General features: G+C 67.1%; 20 protein-coding genes. 5 read left to right on the plus strand and 15 right to left on the minus strand.

The window, feature by feature from the left end; all coding sequences use genetic code 11:
- From VGT00_02025 to VGT00_02040, 4 genes are all read right to left on the minus strand, one after another.
- On the minus strand, positions 1–1,200 hold a 1,200-nt coding region (locus tag VGT00_02025; GenBank protein ID HEV8530176.1), incomplete at its 3' end, for a DUF4153 domain-containing protein.
- A 2-nt stretch (positions 1,201–1,202) separates the two neighbouring features.
- A complete protein-coding gene (locus VGT00_02030; GenBank protein HEV8530177.1) occupies positions 1,203–1,952 on the minus strand; it encodes a di-trans,poly-cis-decaprenylcistransferase in 750 nt (249 codons plus the stop codon).
- A 30-nt stretch (positions 1,953–1,982) separates the two neighbouring features.
- Positions 1,983–2,378 (minus strand): transcriptional regulator, encoded by a 396-nt coding sequence (locus VGT00_02035; GenBank protein HEV8530178.1) that lies wholly within the window; start codon positions 2,376–2,378, stop codon positions 1,983–1,985.
- The gene (locus tag VGT00_02040) at positions 2,371–2,958 is read right to left on the minus strand and encodes a hypothetical protein (GenBank protein ID HEV8530179.1); all 588 of its coding nucleotides are present in this window, start codon (positions 2,956–2,958) and stop codon (positions 2,371–2,373) included. Before VGT00_02040 ends, VGT00_02035 begins: the two co-directional genes overlap by 8 nt.
- Before the next feature lie 150 nt (positions 2,959–3,108).
- Here VGT00_02040 and VGT00_02045 point away from each other — a divergent pair, with 150 nt between their 5' ends.
- The 4 genes from VGT00_02045 (at position 3,109) to VGT00_02060 (ending at position 8,641) form a co-directional block, all read left to right on the plus strand.
- The gene (locus VGT00_02045; GenBank protein ID HEV8530180.1) at positions 3,109–5,277 is read left to right on the plus strand and encodes a TonB-dependent receptor; all 2,169 of its coding nucleotides are present in this window, start codon (positions 3,109–3,111) and stop codon (positions 5,275–5,277) included.
- A 182-nt stretch (positions 5,278–5,459) separates the two neighbouring features.
- A complete protein-coding gene (locus VGT00_02050) occupies positions 5,460–6,794 on the plus strand; it encodes an extracellular solute-binding protein (GenBank protein HEV8530181.1) in 1,335 nt (444 codons plus the stop codon).
- Complete coding sequence (locus VGT00_02055) at positions 6,791–7,780, plus strand: sugar ABC transporter permease (protein ID HEV8530182.1); 990 nt, start codon at positions 6,791–6,793, stop codon at positions 7,778–7,780. Before VGT00_02050 ends, VGT00_02055 begins: the two co-directional genes overlap by 4 nt.
- A gap of 3 nt (positions 7,781–7,783) precedes the next feature.
- On the plus strand, positions 7,784–8,641 hold the full coding sequence (locus tag VGT00_02060; GenBank protein ID HEV8530183.1) for a carbohydrate ABC transporter permease: 858 nt from the start codon (positions 7,784–7,786) through the stop codon (positions 8,639–8,641).
- 41 nt (positions 8,642–8,682) lie between these two features.
- Here VGT00_02060 and VGT00_02065 read toward each other — a convergent pair whose 3' ends face one another.
- The gene (locus tag VGT00_02065) at positions 8,683–9,144 is read right to left on the minus strand and encodes a hypothetical protein (GenBank protein ID HEV8530184.1); all 462 of its coding nucleotides are present in this window, start codon (positions 9,142–9,144) and stop codon (positions 8,683–8,685) included.
- A 140-nt stretch (positions 9,145–9,284) separates the two neighbouring features.
- Here VGT00_02065 and VGT00_02070 point away from each other — a divergent pair, with 140 nt between their 5' ends.
- Entirely contained in the window at positions 9,285–10,346 is a 1,062-nt protein-coding gene (locus VGT00_02070; protein ID HEV8530185.1) for a hypothetical protein, read from the plus strand.
- A gap of 271 nt (positions 10,347–10,617) precedes the next feature.
- Here VGT00_02070 and VGT00_02075 read toward each other — a convergent pair whose 3' ends face one another.
- From VGT00_02075 to kdsB, 10 genes are all read right to left on the minus strand, one after another.
- The gene (locus tag VGT00_02075; GenBank protein HEV8530186.1) at positions 10,618–11,490 is read right to left on the minus strand and encodes a carbohydrate ABC transporter permease; all 873 of its coding nucleotides are present in this window, start codon (positions 11,488–11,490) and stop codon (positions 10,618–10,620) included.
- Positions 11,487–12,374 carry a sugar ABC transporter permease gene (locus tag VGT00_02080; protein HEV8530187.1) on the minus strand — a complete coding sequence of 296 codons (888 nt, stop codon included), beginning with the start codon at positions 12,372–12,374 and terminating at the stop codon, positions 11,487–11,489. The genes VGT00_02075 and VGT00_02080 overlap by 4 nt, the downstream gene beginning before the upstream one ends.
- Positions 12,375–12,482: 108 nt before the next feature.
- Complete coding sequence (gene ugpC, locus VGT00_02085) at positions 12,483–13,577, minus strand: sn-glycerol-3-phosphate ABC transporter ATP-binding protein UgpC (GenBank protein ID HEV8530188.1); 1,095 nt, start codon at positions 13,575–13,577, stop codon at positions 12,483–12,485.
- 109 nt (positions 13,578–13,686) lie between these two features.
- Positions 13,687–14,538: a carbohydrate ABC transporter permease gene (locus tag VGT00_02090; GenBank protein ID HEV8530189.1), complete on the minus strand. Its 852-nt coding sequence runs from the start codon at positions 14,536–14,538 to the stop codon at positions 13,687–13,689.
- A gap of 3 nt (positions 14,539–14,541) precedes the next feature.
- Entirely contained in the window at positions 14,542–15,423 is an 882-nt protein-coding gene (locus VGT00_02095; GenBank protein HEV8530190.1) for a sugar ABC transporter permease, read from the minus strand.
- Between the two features lie 91 nt (positions 15,424–15,514).
- Positions 15,515–16,867 carry an extracellular solute-binding protein gene (locus tag VGT00_02100; protein ID HEV8530191.1) on the minus strand — a complete coding sequence of 451 codons (1,353 nt, stop codon included), beginning with the start codon at positions 16,865–16,867 and terminating at the stop codon, positions 15,515–15,517.
- Positions 16,868–16,987: 120 nt separating this feature from the next.
- On the minus strand, positions 16,988–18,346 hold the full coding sequence (locus VGT00_02105; GenBank protein ID HEV8530192.1) for an extracellular solute-binding protein: 1,359 nt from the start codon (positions 18,344–18,346) through the stop codon (positions 16,988–16,990).
- 223 nt (positions 18,347–18,569) lie between these two features.
- The gene (locus VGT00_02110) at positions 18,570–19,781 is read right to left on the minus strand and encodes an MFS transporter (protein HEV8530193.1); all 1,212 of its coding nucleotides are present in this window, start codon (positions 19,779–19,781) and stop codon (positions 18,570–18,572) included.
- Complete coding sequence (locus VGT00_02115) at positions 19,778–20,968, minus strand: MFS transporter (protein HEV8530194.1); 1,191 nt, start codon at positions 20,966–20,968, stop codon at positions 19,778–19,780. Before VGT00_02115 ends, VGT00_02110 begins: the two co-directional genes overlap by 4 nt.
- Entirely contained in the window at positions 20,965–21,696 is a 732-nt protein-coding gene (gene kdsB, locus VGT00_02120; protein ID HEV8530195.1) for a 3-deoxy-manno-octulosonate cytidylyltransferase, read from the minus strand. The genes VGT00_02115 and kdsB overlap by 4 nt, the downstream gene beginning before the upstream one ends.
- Positions 21,697–21,845: the final 149 nt, after the last annotated feature.

Here is a 21,845-nt window from a genome sequence, read left to right on the forward strand (position 1 = left end):
GGTGACACCAAGTCCGGCGGCGCGACGCAGGAGGCGCTGGGTCGCGACCCGGCCCCGGAGCTCGACGGCAAGCAGGACGAGGACGAGGCCGAGCACGACCATGTAGGCCTGGGCATACAGCCGGGCCGTCGTGAAGCCATAGGCCGCCTCGTAGAGCCAGACGCGGCGGAAGGCAGAGATGAGAAGGAGACTGGTTTCCGCGACGAGCAGGAGAGAGATGCCGCGCGCGGCACGCTCCAAGGAATGCGGTGGGGGGGTCTGGGGGAGGAGCGGCGCCGCTCCCCCCCAGGTCCGGTTAGCGCTCGGGGCGCCCCATCGATCGAGCGCGAGGATCAAGATGATGCAGATGCTGGCCGCGGTGGAGAGCTCGCCGAAGCCGCGCCGGGCATGCTCCGCATAGCTCGTCCCGCTGCCCACCATCGCCGCGGGATCGCCGTAGAGATAGGAGAGCTGCAGGAGAAGGAAGAGACCGAAGAGTCCGGCCACGGAGGCCAGAATGATGAGCCGCTCCAGGCCGCCCACTCGGAGTGACGAAGATCCCGTCGGGCGGGGCGTCCGCGGGACGGCATTCTCGCGGAGACTCACCCCGCCCGCTCCGAGAGCGCCGGCGAGCAGGGCTCCGAAGAAGATGAGGCGGGGGACAAAGTCGACGCGCTCGATGAGCTCGATCACGGTATCGCGGGCTCGGGCCAGGAGGGGATCGGCGCCGGCCAGGAGAAGGGCCAGCACCGTGACGACGGGCAATGCCATGGCCGCGCCTCGCACGGCGGGGCGATGCCGCGGACCCGCCAGCCCGCCCAGCAGCTCGATGCTTCGCCGCGCGGCCTCGAAGGCGGCGAGGGCGCCCGCGATCACGGGCGCGCCGGCGATGAAGGGCAGGTCGAGCCATCCCGTGGCCGGATCGCGCCCGACCAGCATGGCGAGCGCGAGCAGGATCATGGCGCACAGGGCGATCAGCGCGTGGAAGACCGGATCGGCGGTGAGCGCCGCTCCCACCCCGAGCACGCAGACGAGACCGAGAGTTCCGGCCAGCGGCGCCGACACGCGACGCGCCCCGAGCCAGGCGCAGAGGCCCAGGCTTCCCGCGGCCAAAGGCATCCACAGCGCCCAGTTGAGACCGATGGAGGCGTCGAACAGTACCCATGTTCCGAAGCCGGCCACGGTAAGGGAGGAGAGCCAGAGCGTCACGAGCGCCGTCATGATCAGCTTCTCCTCGTTGAAGTCGAAGAGGTGGCCAGGGGCAGCGAGCCGAACCGACGGTCGCGCGCGTGAAAGTCTCGAAGGGCCGCGGCCAGATCGACCGGGCCGAAGTCCGGCCACATGCGCGGGACGAAGCACAGCTCGGCATAGGCGCTTTCCCAGAGCAGGAAATCGCTCAGGCGCTGCTCGCCTCCCGTGCGGATGAGCAGGTCGACGTCGGGCGCGCCCGCCCCGCCATAGGCCTGGCCGAGGCGCCGGGCGAAGGCCTCGCGGGGATGCGGTCGGCCTGGCCGTCCCGGCCACGCCGCGCGCAGGATCATGTCGCGCGCCGAGTAGTCCACGGCCAGACGCAGATGGAGGCCGCGCGCCTCCGCCGTCTGGGCCTCGGCGCGAGTGACCGCGGCCGAGAGGGTGGCGGGAAGCCGGTCGCGCCGCCCGATGAGCGATAGGCGGACCCCATGCGCGGCCAGCGCGGCGGCCTCGCTTCGGAGGAATGATCCGAGGAGGGCCATGAGCCCATCGACCTCCGCCCGCGGCCGCTTCCAGTTGTCGGAGGAGAAGGCGAAGAGGGTCAGGGTGCCGATCCCGAGCCCGGGCGCGGCCTCGACCACGCGGCGGGCGGCGCGGACTCCGCGCCGATGGCCGGCCAGACGCGGCAGGCCTCGGGCGCTGGCCCAGCGGCCATTGCCGTCCATGACGATGGCCACGTGAAGTCCGCTCGACGGTGCCTGTCTAAAAGAACTTTGAATCATGAAGTATCACCTCAAAAAAAAGGGAGAGGGTCAGCGGCCGAGCGTGTGTCGCGTGGCCCGGATCAGCGCTTCCATGTGGTTGAGGTATCGGGCGAGCTCGCGGCGGCCCAAGGGGGCCAGCCGGTACTCCGTCCGCGGCCGCCGGCCTTCGAAGGTCTTGGTGCAGACGACGTGATGGGCATCCTCGAGCTTGCGGCAGTGGACGGAGAGGTTGCCGTCCGTGGTCTTGAGCAGGGCTTTGAGCTCGTTGAAGGTGAGCGATTCGGAGGCCGCGAGCGCGCTCACGATGCCCAGGCGCAGGCGATGATGGATCACGCTCTCGGGGGCGAGATCGGTCCGGCGAGCGCCCGGACGCCGCTCCGCCGGCGCGGCCTCGTGCGCTCGGGCGCCCTGGCGCGGTCGGCGCGCCGTGCCCGCCTCAGCCACCGTACTGCCTCGCGATCAGGACGCCGAAGACCACGTGCAAGCCGCCGAAGCCCACGATGAGCAGGAGATCGCCCCAGGCGGCGGGACCGAGCAGGGCGCAGGCGCCGAGGGCCATGAACCCGACGCCCATGACGGGCACCACGCGCACCGAGAAGGCCCCGCCGGCCACCACGCCCGCGCCATAGACGAGGAGCCAGAGACCGGGGAGGAGGCTCCACTGGCCGGCGCGGGCCAGGACGACGGTCAGGAGCCCGCCCGCGAGCATGGCGGGGGCCAGGCAGAGGGCGAACTTTCGCGCGGGACCTGAGGCGAGCGGGAGACCCGCCGCGCGGCTCTTGCGCGCGGTAGCGAGCGCGGCGAGGGGCACCGACACGGCGGCGAGGGCGAGCCAGAGGAGGAGCCAGCGCTCGCGCGTGCGAGCCAGCGAGGCGAGCGTGCCGACAAGGACGGCCAGGAGCCCGACCCCGATCAGGGCCCCGCCGGAAAAGGTGGTGACGGAAGCCTGCTCCATGGTCTCGCGGATGAAACGGAGATCGGCGAGGGCCCGGTCGTGGAGGGCCGCGGTCGATGGAGCAGGCATCGGTCGGTCGGCCGGCATGGCTCTACGGATAGCCGGCCTGGCTAGGATCTGTCAAGTACTTTATTTTGTAGAGTGCCGGGGCATCCGCTGCCTCGGGTGCCTGCCTTCGCACGTGGCGCGGCCTGACCTGATCAGCTAGTCTCACCGAGCATGAGCTCTTCCCGGCCCCGGCCGCAGGTCCTTCGGTGGTCGGGCGCCTTGCTCGTCATCCTCGCGGTCCTCGGCCGGGCCCTTGCCGCCGAGCGCCTCGAACCGCCTCCGCGCGACGAGAGCGTGATCCAGCTCCCGCCCGTCCGGGTGACGGCGCCGGCGCCCTTGCCGGACGCGCTGCCTCGAAATTGGGTGCCGGGGGCGGTGGACATCCTGGAGCGGCCTGAGATCGGGCCGTCGCGACCTTCGGTCCTCCCGGACGTGCTCGAGCGGCTGCCGGGAGTGACTCTCCAGAACGAGCAGGGGACTCCTTTCCAGCCTACGCTGACCTTGCGGGGCTTCGTCGTGTCGCCCGTGACGGGCCTTCCCCAGGGGGTGAGCGTCTTCCTCGACGGCGTGCGGCTCAACGAGCCCACGGTCGAGGAGGTGAACTTCGATCTGATCCCCTTGGAGGACGTGGACCGCATCGAGGTCATCCGCGGCCCCTCCGTCCTCTTCGGTCGCAACACGCTGGGCGGGGCTATCAGCCTGACCACGCGCCGCGGAGAGGCGCGCCGCGAGATCGGCACGGAGCTGTCCGGCGGGAGCTTCGGGCGGATCAACACCCGACTCCTGATGAGCGGGGAGGCTCGTCCCCTCGACTACTACGTGTCCCTGACCGGAGTCCGCGAGGAGGGATATCGGGACGATACCCAGAGCCGGCTCGCCCGCGCCTTCGCCAAGGTTGGCGTGCGCGCGGCCGGGCTCGACGCGACGGTCTCCTACCAGTACAGCAACAATCGCATCAGGCAGGCTGGATCGCTTCCGCAGAGCGAGCTGCGGTTCAACCGGCAAGCGAACATCTCCCCCGACTTCTTCGCCCCGGAGCTGCATCTCGCCATCATCAATGCCCGGTATGGACTCGGCGACGCTCTGACCCTGGAGGGCAACGCCTTCGTTCGCGCCCTCTCCACGGAGCAATTCAACGCGAACCTGATCGGCGCCAACACGCGGCTGCTCAACAGCACGCTGTCAACGGGCGGCCGACTCCAGGGAAGCTACCGCGGCGAGGTGGCGGGAGGCGACAACGTACTGATCGGGGGCGGCGAATACGTGCGCACCAGGGTCGCCAGCCGGACGTTCCAGGCGACCGGAGGGGCGGGGGAGTCGCTCGAGGCGGACCTCACCGATGATCAGCACACGCTGGGTTTCTATGCCCAGGACACCCTGGTGCTCTTCCGCGGCTTCGCCGGCCCCGGCTCGAGCCTCGTCCTGACCGCGGCGGCCCGCTGGGACCGCCTGCGCCACGACATCGGCGACCGCCTCGGCGGCGAGAGCGCGGGCGTCCACGACTTCAGCCGCTTGAACCCGCGCGCGGGGGCCAACCTGAATCTCAGCGAGCGACTCGGGTTCTTCGCCAGCTATTCAGAAGGATTTCGCGCGCCGGCATTTCTGGAGCTGACGTGCGCGGGGCCGGGCGCCGTCTGCCCGGGGCTCCAGGTGGGCGTGGCCCCGGATCCACAGCTCAAGCCGGTGACCGCGCGCAACTACGAGATCGGCATGCGCTCTCGGCCGTTCCTCTGGCTCGACCTCGACCTGACCGCGTATCGGATCGATGTCAGCGATGACATCTTTTCCGTCTCGCCCACGGGTACCACGGGGGTCTTCTTCCAGAACGTGGGCCGGACCCGCCGCCAAGGCGTGGAAGTTGGGCTCCGGGGCCGGCTGGGTCGCACGCTCGACGGATACGTGAACTACTCGTACACCGAGGCCACGTTCCTGGAGTCGACCGAGCTGGCCACGCCGCTTCCTCCGGGGGTGCAATCGGTGCGCGTGGGCAGTTCGCTCACTCTCGTGCCCCGTCATCGCGTCAACGCGGGTTTGGCCTACCGTCCATGGCCATGGCTTACCCTCTCAGTGGATGCGCGCTATGTCTCGTCGCAGTTCCTTCGGGGCGACGAGGCCAATCGTCAGCCGCCCCTGCCGGGGTACTGGGTCCTCGATGGCGGCCTCGCCGCTCGCTGGCGAGGCTTCGAGGCCTTCGTCAGGATCAACAACGTCCTCGACAACCGCTATGAGCCGTTCGGCACCTTTGCTCCCAACGGCCACCTCCCAGGCAATCCTGTCGATCGCTTCCTGACGCCGGCGCCCCCCCTCAGTGTCTTGGCAGGCCTCCAGTACACGTACTAGGTACCTGGGAGGGGCCTTCGACCCAGATCCACACTTGACATCGGTATCCCGTAGGCGCTAATAGGCGCTAATAGGACTGACCTTGCCCAGGGTTCGCCCCGGGGCAGTTTGAGCTCTACGCGTTGCGTTACGAGCTGGGGTAGTTTGGCCGCAGCCCCCTTTCCTTCGAGGAGGTCAAAGCGATGAGTGATACACAGCCTGTCCAAACGGACCACGCGTCGGTCAACCGCCGCCGCTTCCTGAAAGTGGCCGGGGGAGGCGTGGCGGGAAGCTCGCTCCTGACCATGCTGCAGGCGCGTCAGGCCCCGGCGCAGATCAAGGGAACCACGCTGCGCATCCTGCAGTGGAGCCACTTCATCCCGGCCTACGACGCCTGGTACGACAGGTTCGCCAAGGAGTGGGGCGACAAGAACGGTGTCAAGGTGCGGGTGGACCACATCCCCCACCTCGACATCCCGGCACGGATGGCGGCGGAGTTCGCGGCCGGGGCCGGCCACGACATCATCTACAACGGCTCGTCCATCTTGACGCGGCTCTACTACAAGAACCTGGCGGACCTCACCGACGTTGCCGACGCGGCCGGGAAGAAGTACGGGGGCTGGATCCCCGCGGCGAAGTCCCTCGTCGAGGTGGAGGGGCGCTGGTATGGCCTTCCCATCTTCTACATCCTGGCGCCCATGCTCTACCGCAAGGATCTCTTCGACGCCAACAACCTGAAGTATCCCGACACCTGGGAGCTGGCCCGCGTGGCGGCGCGAACCCTGAAACCCAAGGGGCATCCTACGGGCATCGCGCTGTCTCAATGCGCTGACGCGAACCTCTTCTGGCGCTCGATGTTCTTCAGCCACGGCGGGACGGAGGCGGAGCCCTCGGGCGCAAGCCCCACCCTCGACTCAAAGGAGCTGCGGGAGTTTCTCCGCTTCGCCAAGGCCCTCTTCGAGGAGGGTATGACCCCGGAGGTGTTCTCCTGGGATGACGCCTCCGACAATCGATATCTGGCTTCGGGCGTGGCCTGCTGGGTCCACGATGCGATCTCGGCGTACCGCACCACCGAGGACACCAATCCTCCGGTGTTCAAGAACACCTTCCTCGGGCTCGAGCCCCAGGGGCTGCCCAACAAGCGGGTCAGCGTGGCTGCGCCCAACGTCTGGATGGTGTGGAAGTTCTCGAAGAACCAGGGGGCGGCCAAGGAATGGTTGGCGTACCTCATCGACAACGATCTGGTGGGTATGACCGAGAGCCGCGGCTACAACATGCCGTACCTCACCGACCGCTACAAGAAGCCGATGCCCGTCATCGGGACTGACCCCAAGCTCCAGATCCTCCAGGACTTCCCGAAGATCGTCGCCTTCTACGGCTATCCGGGACCGTCCACCACTCCCATCCAGGAGATCGTCAACACCTTCATCTTCCCCGACATGATCACCAGGTTCTGTCGCGGCCAGAGCATGGAAGAGGCGATTAAGTGGGGGGTGGGCGAGTACCGTCGGATCTACGCCAAGCACAAGGGCGCATGACGGCAAGCTCGTCGAGCGGCGGCCCGGACGCGGCAAGCGCCCGGGCCGCTGCCATTTCTGTCGCCTCCCGGGCTCGTACCTCGGGGTGGTTCCGAAGCCAGACTTCCCGGCGGCTCGGTGTCGGGTATCTTCTGCTGGCTCCCGCGGTCCTCTACGTTCTCCTTCTCGTCGGGGCGCCTTTCCTCTTCTCGCTGTACCTCGCGCTGAGCGACGCCAACGTCGGCGAGCCCGTGGCGTCCTTCGTGGGGCTGGCCAACTTCCGGGCCGCTCTGGAGAGCGACGTCTTCTACATCGCCCTCCGCAACAGCATCGTCTTCACCGTGGTGGCGGCGATCTTCAAGGGCTTGCTGGGGACGACCCTGGCGTTTCTGTTGCTCCAGCCCTTCTGGGGAAGGAAGGTCGTGCGCGGCCTGGTGGTGATCCCCTTCACCCTTCCCGTCACCATCAGCGTGCTCTCCTGGAAATGGATGTACGACTCCCAGTTCAGCGTCATCAACTGGTTCCTGAGCCGGATCGGGCTCGTGGGGAGCTACGGCTCCCCGGATTGGCCGGTGTGGCTGGGCCAGGCGCATCTGGCCCTGGCCGCCTGCATCATCGTCAACGTCTGGCGCAGCTTTCCCTTCTCCGCCATCGTGCTGCTGGCGGGGTTCACGTCGGTGCCCACGGAGATCCTGGACGCGGCCAGGGTGGACGGCACGAGCTTCTTCCAGCGGTTCCGCTACGTGGTGGTGCCGATGATCGCCCCCATCCTCCTCATTGGGTTCCTCTTCGACACCGTGTTCACGCTGTCGGACCTCAGCATCGTGTACCTGCTCACCCAGGGCGGGCCGGCCAACGCCACCAAGATCCTGCCCGTGCTCGCGTACCAGGTCGGGATCCAGGCAGGGGCCCTCGGCCGGGGAGCGGCCATCTCGCTCTTCCTCTTCCCCCTTCTGCTGCCGCTCATGATCCTGCTCCTCAGGAACCTCAAGCGGAGAGAGGACTAGCCCATGGCGGCTCCGCGCACCCGACGGCAGAAGGAGATCCGGCGCCACCTCTGGATCTACGGGGCGATCACCCCCTACGTCATCATCGCCGTGTTTCCGATCTACTGGATGGTCATCACGGCCTTCAAGCAGAATCCCGACCTCTACCGGATGGACGTCTTCCCGCTCTGGTTCCACATGGCGCCCACCTGGAAGCACTTCTCGTATCTGTTCACCGACACGAACTACGCTGCCTGGATCATCAACACCATGACCATCGCGGCGTGGGTGGCGGTGATAACGCTGCTCGTCGGGGTACCGGCCGGCTACGCCCTGGCCCGGCTCCGGATTCCCGGGTCCGAAAACCTCGGGATTTCCGTGTTCATGACCTACCTGGTTCCGGCCATCATCCTTTTCCTCCCGCTCTCGAGGGTGGTGTCGATGCTGGGGCTGCAGGACAACTGGTGGTCGCTGGTCTTGGTGTATCCGACCATCACCATCCCGTTCTGCACGTGGCTCCTCATGGGCTTCTTCAAGACCCTGCCCACGGAGATAGAGGAGGCGGCACGGGTCGATGGCTGCGGGTACCTCGGCGCCCTCGTCCGTGTCGTCCTGCCCGTGAGCGTCCCGGGGATCCTCACGTCGGTGATCTTCGCCTTCACGCTCTCGATGCAGGACTTCCTCTACGGGCTGGCCTTCGTCGCGCCGGGTGACCAGAAGCCGGTCACCGTAGGCGTGCCCACCGAGCTGATCCGGGGCGACGTGTACTTCTGGGGTTCGTTGATGGCGGCGGCCCTGATGGTAGGGCTGCCCGTGGCGATTCTCTACAACTTCTTCCTGGACCGTTTCATCCAGGGGATCACCGGCGGGATCGGGAAGTAGGCGGGGCCGATGCCGGCCCCGCCTCGAGCGGCCGAGCCTGTCTAGTCGTCCTTGTCCGGCTTCTGGACGGGATCGGGACGGCCGGGGTAGCCAAGATGGATCATCAGATACTTGACCGGCTTGTTCGAGGAATTGGCGTGGTTGTGCCACCACCCGCCGTTGTCCATGAAGGACTGACCCGCGGCGTGGTACTGCGCGCCCTTCATGCCCACCGGGCCTGCCTCGTAGTCCGTGGTGAGCACGCCTTCGATCACGTAGATGTAGGTCGGCACCCGGAACTGCTGCTTCCCGGTTTGTCCGCCGGGTTCCAGCTCCACCGTCGCTCCCGAGACGAAGATCGGTGTGTTCACGGTGGCCGTGAAGCCGCCGAGCGACGAGACCAGCCCCTTGACCGTGAGCCCTTTCGGCTCCGGCGGCTTTTGGGCTTGGGCCTCCGCGGGCAGGCCCGTCAGGCCGACGATGAGCAAGCTGGCTGCGGCAACGATGGAAACCTTGTTGATCATCGGTGCGCTCCCCAGGTGGACATGTGAGTTGCAGATTGGCGGTTCAGGCCGCTCCGCGGTGTCCGCCGGCCTGCTCTCCCGCGCGTCCGGCGCCCGGAACCCCGCCGGGCTACGCGGAGGCTAGCAGAGGCTCTTCGCGAATGTCAAGGTTCGGCTTCCGCGCCGGCGGCGACGCTTCGTGGGCATCGCTCATTGTCGTGGGGTTGCTCTGGCTTCTCGCCTCGAGTCACCGGTCAGCGCACGCGGCGGACGTCTCGGTGGGGTTCCGCGTGGACGTCGTGGCCACGGGAATTGCCCGCCCGATCCAGCTCGCCTTTGACCCCCAGGGCAGACTCGTGGTCCTGAGCCACGGCTGGCGAGGCGATGCCGCCGCGGAAATCTATCGCGTTCACCTCGGAGGCCATCTGCCGGTGGATGCCGCGCGGGTGCCCCGCGTCGTGGTGCCGTTCAAGGATGAGTTGCGAAAGACCGTGTTCGGCAGCCTCGCGCTCGATCCTCAGGGGGGGGACCTCTTCCTCGGCGAGGAGAACGGCAATCGCATCTATCGACTTGGCGCGGACCAGCGCCTCCAGGCGGTGGCAGTGGGACTGAACCACCTCCTGGGCGGCAGCGCGCTCGCGCTCGACCGGCAGGGGCGGCTCGTCTTCCTCGACTACGCGAGCCCGGAAACGAATCTGCGGTCGGAGACGCCGCTCCCACCGTCGCTCAGCTGGCTCATCGACGAAGGGTATCGAGGCCCCCTGGTATTCCGCATCGATCCGCGCGAGGACCGGCCCCTGCCCAGACGAGCCGATCTCCTCGTTCCCGTGCTGCCAAAGACCGAGGTGGTGGACTTGCGCAAGGAGCCCCTCTGGCGACTGATCGGCGTGGCCGCGGCGAGCGGTGACGACCTCGTCTTCCTGAGCGTGGTCGGGGAAGTGTTCCGCTTCGGATCCGACGGCGATCTGCGTCTCGTTGCCCGATTGCCCGCCCTTCACTACCACCGGATCAACCTGGCCGTCGGGCCCGACGGCAGCGTGTTCGTGTCGGGGGGATTCCACATCCGCCAGATCTTCCGGATCTCGCCGACCGGGCAGGTGAGCACCGTGGCCAGCGAGCTGGGCGACCCGGGCGGCATCGTGTTCGACCGCGAGGGCGCGCTCTACGTCGCCGAGACCGCGCTCCATCGCATCATCCGCATCTCCCCCGCCGGCCGCCGATAAGGCCTCATCTGCTTCGTTGGCGCCCTCGATCGCACGCTCAACGTACAGAGAGTACGCCTCGCGTGCGACCTTCGGGCGCCGCCTCGCATCTGAGGCCTTCTCGACGCCCGGCGCCGTTTTCTGCCGCCAATCACGAGGACTCGGCCGGTCGTCGAGAAGGGTCCAGATGCGAGGCGGCGAGTGCGGCGGCACCCCGAGGCGTACTCTCTGTACGTTGAGCGGGTGCCGCCGCACTCGCCAACGAAGCAGATGGGCCCTTATCGGCGGCCGGCTAGGCGCCTTCGACCATGGCGGCCGTGAGGCCGCGGACATAGTCCCGCGCGAAGAGGGCGGAGATCGCGACCACGGGGATGGCCATCAGATTGACCCCCGCCACCGCGGCCAGCTCGTCGAGAGCCACGTCGAAGGTGCCGATCCCGGCCGTGATCGTCTGGCTTTGCCCACTCAAGAGAAAGACGGAGGCGATCATGAAGTCGCTGGCCACGGTTCCGAGGGCGAAGATGCCCGCGGCCACGAGGACGGGGCGGCTCATGGGCAGGACGATGCGGAAGAAGGCGGTGGTCCGGCTCGCGCCCTCGATGAGGGCCGCCTCCTCGATCTCCCGGGGCAGGTGCTGGAAGTAGGCCGAGAGCATCCACACGCAGAAGGGCAGGGCCATGCTGGGATAGATGAAGAGGAGGGCGAGGAGGTTGTCGTCCAGCCCGAACGCGTTCACGACCTGGAAGAGCGGGATGAAGAGGATGGTCTGGGGGATGACGTAGGTGGCGAAGATCGCGCGCCGCCACCACCGGAAGCCCGGGGGACGCAGCCGGCCGAGGGCATACGCCGCGGCGACACTTATGACAAGGGTCGCCACCACCGAGCCGGCAAACACGAAGAAAGTGTTGGCGAGCCAGTCCAGGAAGGGGTAGGAGCGGCGGAGCGCGTCCCCCACGAAGCCCCGAGTCTCGCTCTTGCGCTCGAATAGCTCCTCGAAGTTCTCGAAGGTCGGATTCATGACGATGAACGGGTTGCCGAAGACGTCCTCCTGGGGGGTCTTCAGCGACTGCACCAGCATGAAGTAGATCGGGAAGAGGCAGTAGACCGCGGCCAGGAGCATCAGGGTCCCATGGCCGAGCTTCGTCCACCAGGGCCTCGGGTTCATGCCGCCTCCGGCGAAGGGGGATCGAAAAGCCGGAAAAGCACGAAGAGAACCCCGAGCAGGAACGGGACCAGCGTCAACGAAAGCGCCGAGGCGGGTCCGAACTGGCCCGCCTTGATGGCGAGCCAGTAGGCGTGGGTGCCGATGACGGGGAAGACGATACGGCCCGCGGTGAGCATCCAGACATTGGCGAGGTCGGCGAAGGCGCTGGTCAAGGAAAGGAAGACCGCCAGGGCCAGGAACGGCTTGAGCAGCGGCACGGTCACCAGCCGGAAGCGCTGCCACGGGCTCTTCGATTCCAGGAGCGCGTACTCGAAGAGCTCGGGCGGGATGGCGTTGATCCCGGCGAGGAGGAGTACCCCGATGAACGAGCTGCCGCGCCAGATATTGAACAGCGTGACGCTGACGAAGGCCCAGGCCCCGCCGCCGAAGACGCCGTCGACGAGGTATTTCGCATGTCCCATGAAAGGGGCGTAGGCGGTCGAGGTCGGGGGGTTCAGGGTCCAGTACCAGCCGATCACGCTGACGCCCGAGGGATACGCCCAGGGGAGGAAGATGGCCAGGAAGACGAGGGCGCGGCCCCGGAACGGCCGGGCGAGGAGCAGGGCGAAGCCGAGTCCGAGAGCCAGTTTCGCGGCGCTCGTGACCACCGTGTAGACGACGGTGACAGCCGTCGCGCGCCAGAACTGGGCGTCGCCAAACTGCCGCCGGTAGTTCTCCGACCCGACGAAGGCGGTGCCGCCCTCTTGGAGCGGTGACAAGCTGGTGAAGCTCGTCCAGATCTCCCAGCCGAGCGGATAGGCCAGCACCGTGAGGAGCAGGAGCACAGCGGGCGACATGAGCAGATAGGCAGTTCGGATATCGCGCTGACGCTGCGTTCGCCTCATGGTCGCCCGGACCATACCTCGGCTCCGACCTCTAGAGCACCAGGAGGGTAAGCACGAGCGCGCCCCGGAGGGCGCGCTCGGCGAGACGTATCACGGTGGGCCAGGTGCTTACTTGATCACCTGCTCCGTCTTGTCGTCGAAGAAGTGAATGCGATCGGGAACGAAGGTCAGCCGGACCTTCTCGTGCAACCGCGTCTTGACCGTGGGCTCGACGCGGGCCACGATCTGCTGCCCGGCCGCCTTGGTGTCGAGGAGGATCTCGGCGCCCAGCGGCTCCACGACCTCGACCACGGCCTCGAAGGACAGGTCGGGCGAGTCCGAGCCCGCGCCCACGCGGAGATCCTCGGGGCGGACCCCCAGCGTCACCCCCTGACCCTTGTAGGGCATCAGGCTCTGCGCCTTCTGGGGCGGCACCTTGATCTTGATGCCGCTGGCCTCGGCGAAGAGCGCGCCGCTGCCGTCCGTCAGGGTGACCGGAATGAAATTCATCGACGGCGAGCCGATGAAGCCCGCCACGAACTTGTTCTGGGGCTTGGAATAGATCTCCAGGGGCTCGCCCACCTGCTGCACCCAGCCGTCCTTCATGACGACCACGCGGGATCCCAGGGTCATGGCCTCGACCTGGTCGTGGGTGACGTAGATGGCCGTGGTCTCCAGGCGCTCGTGCAGGCGCTTGAGCTCGACGCGCATCTGCACGCGCAGCTTGGCGTCGAGGTTGGACAGCGGCTCGTCGAAGAGGAACACCTGAGGATGCCTCACGATGGCCCGGCCCACGGCCACGCGCTGCCGCTGGCCGCCCGAGAGCTGGCGCGGCTTGCGCTTGAGCAGCTCCTGGATGCCGAGGATCTCCGCGGCGTCCTGCACGCGCTTCTGGATCTCGGCCTTGGGGAATTTCCGCATCTTGAGGCCGAAGGCCATGTTGTCGTACACGCTCATGTGCGGGTAGAGCGCGTAGTTCTGGAACACCATCGCGATGTCGCGGTCCTTGGGGGGGAGATCGTTCACGATCCGGTCGCCGATGGCGATCTCGCCCGCCGTGATCTCCTCGAGGCCGGCCACCATGCGCAGGGTGGTGGTCTTGCCGCAGCCCGAGGGTCCGACCAGGACCATGAACTCCTTGTCGCGGATCGTCAGGTTGACGTCCTTGACCGCGTGGACCTCGTCGTACTTCTTGTTCAAGTCCTTCAGCACGACCTGTGCCATGGGCGACCTCACTCGTTGAGCCGGGATTGGTGGCTACCGCGGGCGGGGCCCGGAAGCCCGCGCGCAGGATACTAGCATAGTTAGGCGATTGTGGGTATCAGTCCCCTGGCTACCCCTTGACGGAGCCGGTCAGGCCCGTGACGTAGTACTCCACGAAGAACGAGTACACCACGGCCACCGGGATCGAGCCCAGCAGCGCGCCGGCCATGAGCTGCCCCCAGAAATAGATGTCCCCGCGGATCATCTCCGACACCACACCCACGGGGACCGTCTTCTTTTCCGGCGACGAGAGGAATACGAGCGCGTAGATGAACTCGTTCCAGGACAGCGTGAAGGCGAAGATGCCCGCCGAAAGGATGCCGGGGACGGCGATCGGGAAGATGATCCTGATCATGGCCCCGAAGCGCGTCGCGCCGTCGATGCGCGCGCACTCCTCCAGCTCCTTCGGGATGGTCTTGAAGTAGGCCATCAGGAGCCAGGTGCAGAACGGGATCAGGAAGGTCGGATAGGTCAGGATGAGCGCCCACGGCGTGTCGCCCAGCTGGAAGGCACGGATGATGTTGGCGAGGGGGATGAACAGGAGCGTCGGCGGCACGAGATAGGTCACGAAGATCGCCGTGCCGAGGGTGCCGGCCATCGGGAACTTGAGCCGGCCGAGCGCGTAGCCGGCCAGGAGCCCGCAGAAGAGCGAGATGGCCGTGGACGCGCAGGCTATGAAGAACGTGTTCCAGAGCCAGTGCGGGAAGGTAGTCTTGGCGAAGAGGTCCTGGAAGTGCTCGAGCGTCGGGTGGAGCGTCCAGAAGGGCGCGTTGTTGGCCGCCCGCCAGGACCGGTAGAGCTCGGAGTCGGGGCGGATGGCCGTGATCAGCATCCAATAGAAGGGGAAGAGCGTCCCGATCACGAAGACCGTGAGGGGGATATAGAAGTACACCCACCGCTTCCACTTCTTCTCGATGACCAAGTGCTAAGCCCCCTCGAGCCTGCGGACGTACCGGAGCTGGAGCCAGACCACGATGAAGAGGACCGGGAGCATGAAGAGCGAGATCGCGGCGCCCTCGCCCAGGAGGCCCGTGGCGATGCCGATCTGGTAGGCGTAGGTCGCGAGGAGGTGCGTGGCGTTGGCCGGGCCGCCGCCCGTCAGCACGTAGATAAGCTGGAAGTCGGAAAAGGTCTGGATGATCGAGAACACCACCACGACCACGGTGACGGGCTTGAGAAGGGGCCAGGTCACGTGCCAGAAGCGGTACCAGCCGTTGGCGCCGTCGAGCGAGGCCGCCTCCTGAAGGTCCGGGCTGATGGTCTGCAGCCCGGCCAGCAGCGTGAGGGCGAAGAAGGGCATGCCGCGCCAGGTATTGACGACGATCGCGCACCACATGCCGTATGTGCCATCAGAGAGGAAGGGCAGCTTGGTCGTAATGAAGCCGGTCTGGTAGAGAAGCCAGTTGAGCACGCTGAAGGTTGGATCGAACATCCAGCGCCACGCGAAGGTGCTGAGCACGGTCGGCACGATGAAGGGCAGGAGCATGGTCGCCCGCACGATGCGCTTGCCGCGGAAGCTGCGGTTGAGCAGGAGGGCGAGCCACATCCCGAGAGCCAGCTTGAAGATGGTGGCCCAGAACGTGTAGAAGAACGTGTTCCCGAAGGCCGTCCGGAAGATCGAGTCATTCCACGCCTTGACGAAGTTGCGAAACCAGACGAACTCGCCGACATTGCCCACGCTGGTGTTCGACAGCGACAGCCATACCCCCATGACGAATGGATAGGCGATGAACAGCCCGAGCAGGAGAACCGCCGGGGCGAGCAGGAGCGTGGCGAGCAGGCGCTCGCTCTCGAGCCAGCGGGTCATGCGCCCGGGGCTGGACGCCCCCGCCCGGGGCAGCGCCGTGGCGATCCCCGCGGTGCCCCCAGATCCTCCGGCGATCGGTTCCTTCAACCGACTACCCGTAGATCTTCCCTAGCTCGTCCGCCGCCCACTTGACCGCGTCCTCGGCCTTGGTGCCCTGGCAGGCCTTGGCGTACATGTCGGTCAGGATGTACTTCGAGTAGACCTCGGTGGCCCGGGCCGACGGCGGCCCCGCGTAGCCGATCATCCGCGAGGCGGCGGCGGCCTGGCGGTAGATTCTCATCGGCGCGTCAATGGTGTTCCACATCGGACTCTGCTCCCAGTACTTCGTCGAGCCGACCGAGAAGCCGTCGGCGACGAGGAACCATTTGCCGAACTGCTCCTTGCCGTGGAGCCACTTGAGGAAGTCCTTGGCGAGCTTCGGGTTCTTGCCGTACTTCATCACGGCATGAGAGAAGGCCACGTGGTACGCCCACGTCCCCGCCGGCCCGTTCGGGATGGGCCCATGCTGGATGTCCTTGACCATGGGCTCGCCCTTTTCGTCCTTGATCTTGTCCTGGCCCCGCTTGGCCGCGATGTAGATGCTGGCCCCGTTGAGGGTGGCCGCGATCTCGCCGGAGAGGAAGGCCCGGTTGTTGCTCGTGTCGTCCCAGGCGAAGCCGCCCTCGTCGCAGGCGTCCTTCCAGAAGGCCTGCATGAACTTGACCGCCTCGACGGTCTCCTTGCTGTTCAGCACGACCTTCTTGCCGGGTTTGTCCACTTCCGCGCCGCCGAAACCCCAGGTGAGGGGATAGGCCCAGGCCGGAGCGTCACCGAAGGTGTGGCCGAGCGTCTGGCCGATGGGGTGGCCCTTCTTCTTGAGCTTCATCCCGACCTGGCGCAGCTCGTCGAGGGTCTTCGGCCACGACGTCTGGCCCACCTCGTCGAACCACGACTTCCGGTAGGCGAACTGGAGCCCCACGATGCCGTGGGGCAGGGCGAGCCAGCGCTTGCCGTCCTTGGCGGCCGCCTCGGACTGGGCGTAGTAGCCGCCCTGGTCCTTGCCCTGCCACTCGCCCAGATCGGTCACGTCCACGAGGCCGTTCTGGTAGAGGTGCGGCCAGTTGTGCAGCATCTGGATGATGTCCGGTCCCGCCCCCGACTGCATGGCGGCGGTGATGCGTGGCTGCAGGTCGTTGCCGTTGATGAACTCGAAGACGACCTCGGCGCCGAGCGCCTTCGAGGCCTCGGGCGCCTGGCGCTTGAGCTCTATGTCGCAGGCGGGGATGAAGTCGACCCAGCGCAAGATATTGAGCCGCGTCCCCTGCGCGAAGGCCGGCGCGCGGCGCGCCGCGAGTATTCCCTCGATACCGGTGGCCGCCATCCCCACCGCAGCCGACCCCGCGATGAACCGTCGACGCGTCACGCCGGACGTTACGCCGTGCCCATCGAGTTCTGGATTTTGCATCATCGCTCCTTGCCACGCCTCGCGGCGCTCTTGACCTGCCCCCGTTCGAGCGCCGACTCTGCCGGCGCAATCCGCTCTTGGGGGGAGGCTTCGGAAGGGGGGCAAAGCCCCCCTCCGAGTTTAAACTTCATAGATTTTCTTCAGCTCGCCTTCCGCCCACTTCACGGCATCCTCGGCCTTCGTGCCCTGACAGGCCTTCGCGTACATATCGACGATGATGTACTTCGTGTAGGACTCCGTGGCCTTGGCCGAGGCGGGGCCGGGATAACCCAGCATCCGGGTCTGGCGCGCCGCCTGGCGGAAGACCTGCAGGGGCTTGTCGACCCGGCTCCACATCGGATCATCCTCCCAGGCCTTGGTGGCGCCGACGGTATAGCCCTCGTTCACCTGGAACCACTTCCCGTAGTTCTCCTTCTGGTGCATCCACTTGAGGAGTTCCTTGGCCGCCTTCTGGTTCTTCGAGTATTTCATGATCGAGTGCTGGAAGGCGCCGTACAGCGCGAATTGCCCGCCCGGCCCCTTGGGAAGCAGCGCCTCGTGCTCGATGTCCTGGTACAGGGGCTCGCCCTTCTCGTCCTTGAGCTTGTCCTTCTGCCGCTTGGCCACGATGTAGATGGAGGCGCCGTTGAGGGTGGCGGAGATGTCGCCGGAGTGGAAGGCGCGGTTGTTGTTCGTGTCGTCCCAGGCCAGCCCGCCTTCGTCGCAGGCGTCCTTCCAGAAGGCCTGCATGAACTTCACCGACTCGATGGCGCCCTTGCTGTTGATGACGACCTTCTTGCCGGTCTTGTCCACCTCGGCGCCCCCGAAATCCCAGAGGAGGGGATAGGCGAAGGTCGGCGGATCGCCGAAGCTGTGGCCGAGGGCCTGGCCCACCGGCTTGCCCTTGGCCTTGAGCTTCTTGCCCACCTCGCGCCACTCGTCCCAGGTCTTCGGGAACTCCTTGACGCCGATCTCGGCGTGCCAGGACCGGCGGTAGGCGATGGCGTTGCCACCTGTGCCGTGCGGAACGGCCAGCCAGCGATTGCCGACCTTCGCGGTGCTGGAGAACACATCGTAGTAGCCGCCCTGCGCCTTGCCGATGGGCTCGGCCACGTCCGAGACGTCCACCAGGCCGTTGGCATAGAGATGCGGCCAGTTCCAGAGCATCTGGATGATGTCGGCGCCGCTGCCGGACTGGATGGCGGCGGTGATGCGGGCCTGCAGATCATTGGCATTGATGAACTCGAACGTGACCTCGGCCCCGAGCGCTTTCGAGGCCTCCGGCGCCTGGCGCTTGAGCTCCACGTCCGCCTCGGGAATGAAGTCCACCCAGCGCAGGATGTGCACCTTCGTGCCCTGGGCGAAGGCCGGCGCGCGCCGCGCGGCCAGAATGCCCTCGAGCCCCGCGGCTGCGAGGCCCGCCGCGGCGGACCCCGCGATGAACCGTCGACGCGTCACGCCGGGAATTGCCGTCTGCCCATCGAGCCCTGGAGTCGTCATCGACCCTCCTCGTCACGCCTGGCGGCGTTCCTCACTGGTCAGCGTTCGAGCGCCGGATCCGCCGGCGCAACCCGTTTCGAGGCAGTTCTCCTGAACTGGTGAAACCTTGAATGGTCTTGGGGGCATCAAGTGATCTCGAAGTGGTGAGAAATCCGGCACAAATCGTGTCGCATTTCTAGCAGGAAAAGCGCGCAGTGTCAACGGCGATCGGGCCTCGCCGCCCTCATGCAGGATGGCCCGCCGCGTCAAGCCGCCTCGATCCCGCGGTGGGATGTCGAAGACTCATGGCAAGCACGAAGGCCATCCCCCCGATCACGCTCGAAGCAATGAAGAGCCATGCGTACGAGCCCAGCGTGTCGTGGATGGCTCCGCCCGCATAGGAGCCCAGGCCCATCCCGATGCAGGAGATGAAGAAGATGAAGCCGTAGGCAGTGCCCACGCCGCGCTCGCCAAAGTACTCGCGCGTGAGGACGGCGTAGAGCGGCATCGCGCTGCCGTAAGCGAAGCCGAAGATACCCGCGAGACCGTAGACGGACTCCTGACTGCGCGCGAAGAGATACAGGAAGATCACGCCCGCCTGAAGCGCCAGGGCCGCCAGCATCGTGCGCTTGACCCCGACGCGGTCGGCGACGATCCCCGTCCCCACCCGGCCGAAAATGGACGTGAAACCCGAGAGGCCGAGCGCGCTGGCCGCGGCCAGGGCGGGCACTCCTTGGTCGATGGCGTGGGAGACCATGTGGAAGATCGGTCCCGAGTGCGCGGCACAGCATCCGAAGTGAGTGAACACGATGGCCCAGAAGGGCCAGCGCGTGAAGACGCTCCGCGCCTCGGCGGCGCCGGCGACCATGTGGGGCGCCTGGGCGATGCCGTCGGCGCGGTCTCTCAGAAGCAAGGCGGCGGGAATGACCACGAGGGCCGAGACCTCGGCGAGCACGACGAAGGCCGTCCGCCAGTCGAAGGAGTCGATGAGCCAGCGCGACAGGGGCGAGAGGGCGAGGGTGCCCAGCCCATTGCCGGAGGACACGACGGCCGCCGCCATGCCTCGTCGCGTCTCGAACCAGCGAATCACGGTTACGGTCAGCGGGACGTAGAAGCAGCTGACCCCCGCTCCCACGAGGACGCCGAAGGTCAGATAGAACTGCCACAGATCGCTCACGCGACTCGAGAGGAAGAGTCCCGTGGTCAGCAGCACCCCGCCCGAGAGCACGACCACGCGTCCACCCAGGCGGTCCGAGAGGTATCCGGAGGCGAACGAGCCGAGGCCCATGACCAGCCAGTTGAGCAGCGCGATCGTGCCGACGCTCGAGCGCGTCCAGCCCATCGAGGTCTCGAGCGGCTGCTGGAAGACGGCCAGCGTGAACAGGGTGCCGATGGCCATGGTGATGATGGCGAAGGCCGCGCCCAGCACGACCCAACCATAGGACTTGTCGGTCACGGGGTCTCCATGCGTCCTTCGCGGACGGGAATGAGCAGGCACAGGGTGGCGACCATGGCAAGGCCGAGGCCGACCCAGGGTACGGCGAAGCCGCCGAGACGCTCCACGGCCAGGCCGAAGAGCGGCGGGCACAGCGTGACCCCGCAGGAGGAGACGGCGAGTCCGAGCCCGACCGCGGTGCCCGCCGCCCGGATGCCCACGATCTCGGCGAGGAGCGTGTGCTGGACGCCGTTCCAGCCGATGCCGACGAACCCGAAGCCGAGGGCGAGCGCGGCGAGCAGCCACCAGCTCGTGCCGGGTCCCGTGCCCGCCATGGCGAGCGAGCAGGCGGCTGAGCCCAGCCCCGCGATGGCAAGGACGATGCGTCGGCGTCCGCCGAAGACGCGATCCGAAAGCACGCCGAAGGCCACCCGGCCCACGGCGCCCGTCACCTGGGCCATGACGAGGAAGCGCGAGGCGGAGATGAGCGGCATCTTGACGATCTCCGCGAGGTAGAGCACGAGGAATCCCATCCACACCGTCTGCATGCCCGCGAACGTGAAGGTGGCGGCCGACACGAGCCAGAGATCACGGCTAGCCAGGACCACCCGCAGGGCGACCGGCCTCGGCGAGGCCCTGCCGTGCTCCGGCTCGGGCGCTTCGCGGTAGAGGAACCACGTGATCACGGCGAGGAGGGCCACCACGGAGGCCGCGAGCGCCACGGCGCCGCGCCAGCCGACACGCAGAGCCAGCGGGGGCAGGAGCGAGGCGCCGATGGCGCCGCCCAGGGGCAGGCCGACCTGCTTGAGGCCCGTCACCGTGCCGCGCTGGCGCCGTGGGAACCACGCGATGCCCGCCTTGGTCGTGGTCGGGTTCAAGATGCCGTAGCCGACACCCGCGGCGATCATGAGGACGACAAGGGGCGTGAAGGAGTGCGAGCCCGCCACGGTCACGAGCCCGATGGCGATGAGAGCTTGACCTCCGACCATGCTCGGCCGCACGCCCCAGCGGTCCGCGATCCAGCCGGCGGGAAGAGACATGAGCGAGGGGCCGATATAGTAGGCGGAGATGAACGAGCCGGCCTGGGCCATGGACAGTCCCAGATCCTCGCGGATGAGCGGGGCAATGGACGGGATGCCGAGCGGGCCGACATTGGCCATGGTCTGGGCGGCCATGATGAGAGCGAGGATGCCCCAGCGGCTCGTCACGAGGGGCGCGATGCGACGAGAGCGATAACGGCCTTGAGGTCCTCCTCGGTGTCCACACCGATGGTGGGCTCGCGAGTCTCGAGCACGCGAATGGGGACTCCATGCTCGAGGAGGCGGAGCTGCTCCAGCTGCTCCGCCTGCTCCAGGGACGAGGCGGGCAGCGAGTGGTACATCTCGAGCACGGAGCGTCGATAGGCGTACATGCCGATGTGCTTCCAGTAGGTGATGCCGCCGCCATTGTCCCGATCGAAGGGGATGGGTAGCCGCGAGAAGTAGAGCGCGTCACCGTGCCGGTTCGTCACCACCTTGTTGGCGGTGCGGGTCGCGACCTCTTCGGGGGTCGCCCGGATCTTGAGGGTGGTCACCTGGACCTCGGGCTCCTTGAGGAAGGGCCGGACCAGCGTCTCGATGTGCCCCGTGGTCACGAGCGGCTCGTCCCCCTGGATATTGACGTAGACGTCGGCCATCCGCGCGCGCGAGACCTCCCAGAGCCTGTCCGTACCCGAGCGGTGATCCGCCGAGGTCAGCACGGCGGGCACGTGATGCGTGTGGCAGGCCTCGACGACCTCCTCGCTGTCGGTGGCCACCAGGAGGTCCGAGAGCATCCGGCAGGCCTGAGCGCGCTGGAACACGTAGACCACCATGGGCAGGCCGCCGATCTCGCGGAGGACCTTGCGGGGCAGGCGGGTCGACTGAAGCCGCGCGGGGATGACGCCGAGGATATTCACGCCGCTAGGCTAGCAGAAATCTTGGGGGCCGACAGAAAACGCGAGGGCTATCAGAAAGCGCGCGGCGCTGAAGGCTGCGTCCGTTCTCAGTCACGGCCGGCCCGGGCCGATCGCTTCTGGGAGCCTTGTCAGAAGGATCTGGTCGTAGC

It is taken from the genome of Candidatus Methylomirabilota bacterium (assembly GCA_036002485.1).
In the GTDB taxonomy this organism is placed as follows: domain Bacteria; phylum Methylomirabilota; class Methylomirabilia; order Rokubacteriales; family CSP1-6; genus AR37.

What these genes read in the sequence shown, in the direction of transcription:
- VGT00_02105 (HEV8530192.1), bottom strand. Translation starts at nt 18,346, where the DNA reads ATGACGACTCCAGGGCTCGATGGGCAGACGGCAATTCCCGGCGTGACG.
- VGT00_02095 (HEV8530190.1), bottom strand. Translation starts at nt 15,423, where the DNA reads ATGACCCGCTGGCTCGAGAGCGAGCGCCTGCTCGCCACGCTCCTGCTC.
- VGT00_02055 (HEV8530182.1), top strand. Translation starts at nt 6,791, where the DNA reads ATGACGGCAAGCTCGTCGAGCGGCGGCCCGGACGCGGCAAGCGCCCGG.
- VGT00_02060 (HEV8530183.1), top strand. Translation starts at nt 7,784, where the DNA reads ATGGCGGCTCCGCGCACCCGACGGCAGAAGGAGATCCGGCGCCACCTC.
- ugpC (HEV8530188.1), bottom strand. Translation starts at nt 13,577, where the DNA reads ATGGCACAGGTCGTGCTGAAGGACTTGAACAAGAAGTACGACGAGGTC.
- VGT00_02100 (HEV8530191.1), bottom strand. Translation starts at nt 16,867, where the DNA reads ATGCAAAATCCAGAACTCGATGGGCACGGCGTAACGTCCGGCGTGACG.
- VGT00_02045 (HEV8530180.1), top strand. Translation starts at nt 3,109, where the DNA reads ATGAGCTCTTCCCGGCCCCGGCCGCAGGTCCTTCGGTGGTCGGGCGCC.
- VGT00_02065 (HEV8530184.1), bottom strand. Translation starts at nt 9,144, where the DNA reads ATGATCAACAAGGTTTCCATCGTTGCCGCAGCCAGCTTGCTCATCGTC.
- VGT00_02080 (HEV8530187.1), bottom strand. Translation starts at nt 12,374, where the DNA reads ATGAGGCGAACGCAGCGTCAGCGCGATATCCGAACTGCCTATCTGCTC.
- VGT00_02070 (HEV8530185.1), top strand. Translation starts at nt 9,285, where the DNA reads ATGTCAAGGTTCGGCTTCCGCGCCGGCGGCGACGCTTCGTGGGCATCG.
- VGT00_02030 (HEV8530177.1), bottom strand. Translation starts at nt 1,952, where the DNA reads ATGATTCAAAGTTCTTTTAGACAGGCACCGTCGAGCGGACTTCACGTG.
- VGT00_02050 (HEV8530181.1), top strand. Translation starts at nt 5,460, where the DNA reads ATGAGTGATACACAGCCTGTCCAAACGGACCACGCGTCGGTCAACCGC.
- VGT00_02075 (HEV8530186.1), bottom strand. Translation starts at nt 11,490, where the DNA reads ATGAACCCGAGGCCCTGGTGGACGAAGCTCGGCCATGGGACCCTGATG.
- VGT00_02040 (HEV8530179.1), bottom strand. Translation starts at nt 2,958, where the DNA reads ATGCCTGCTCCATCGACCGCGGCCCTCCACGACCGGGCCCTCGCCGAT.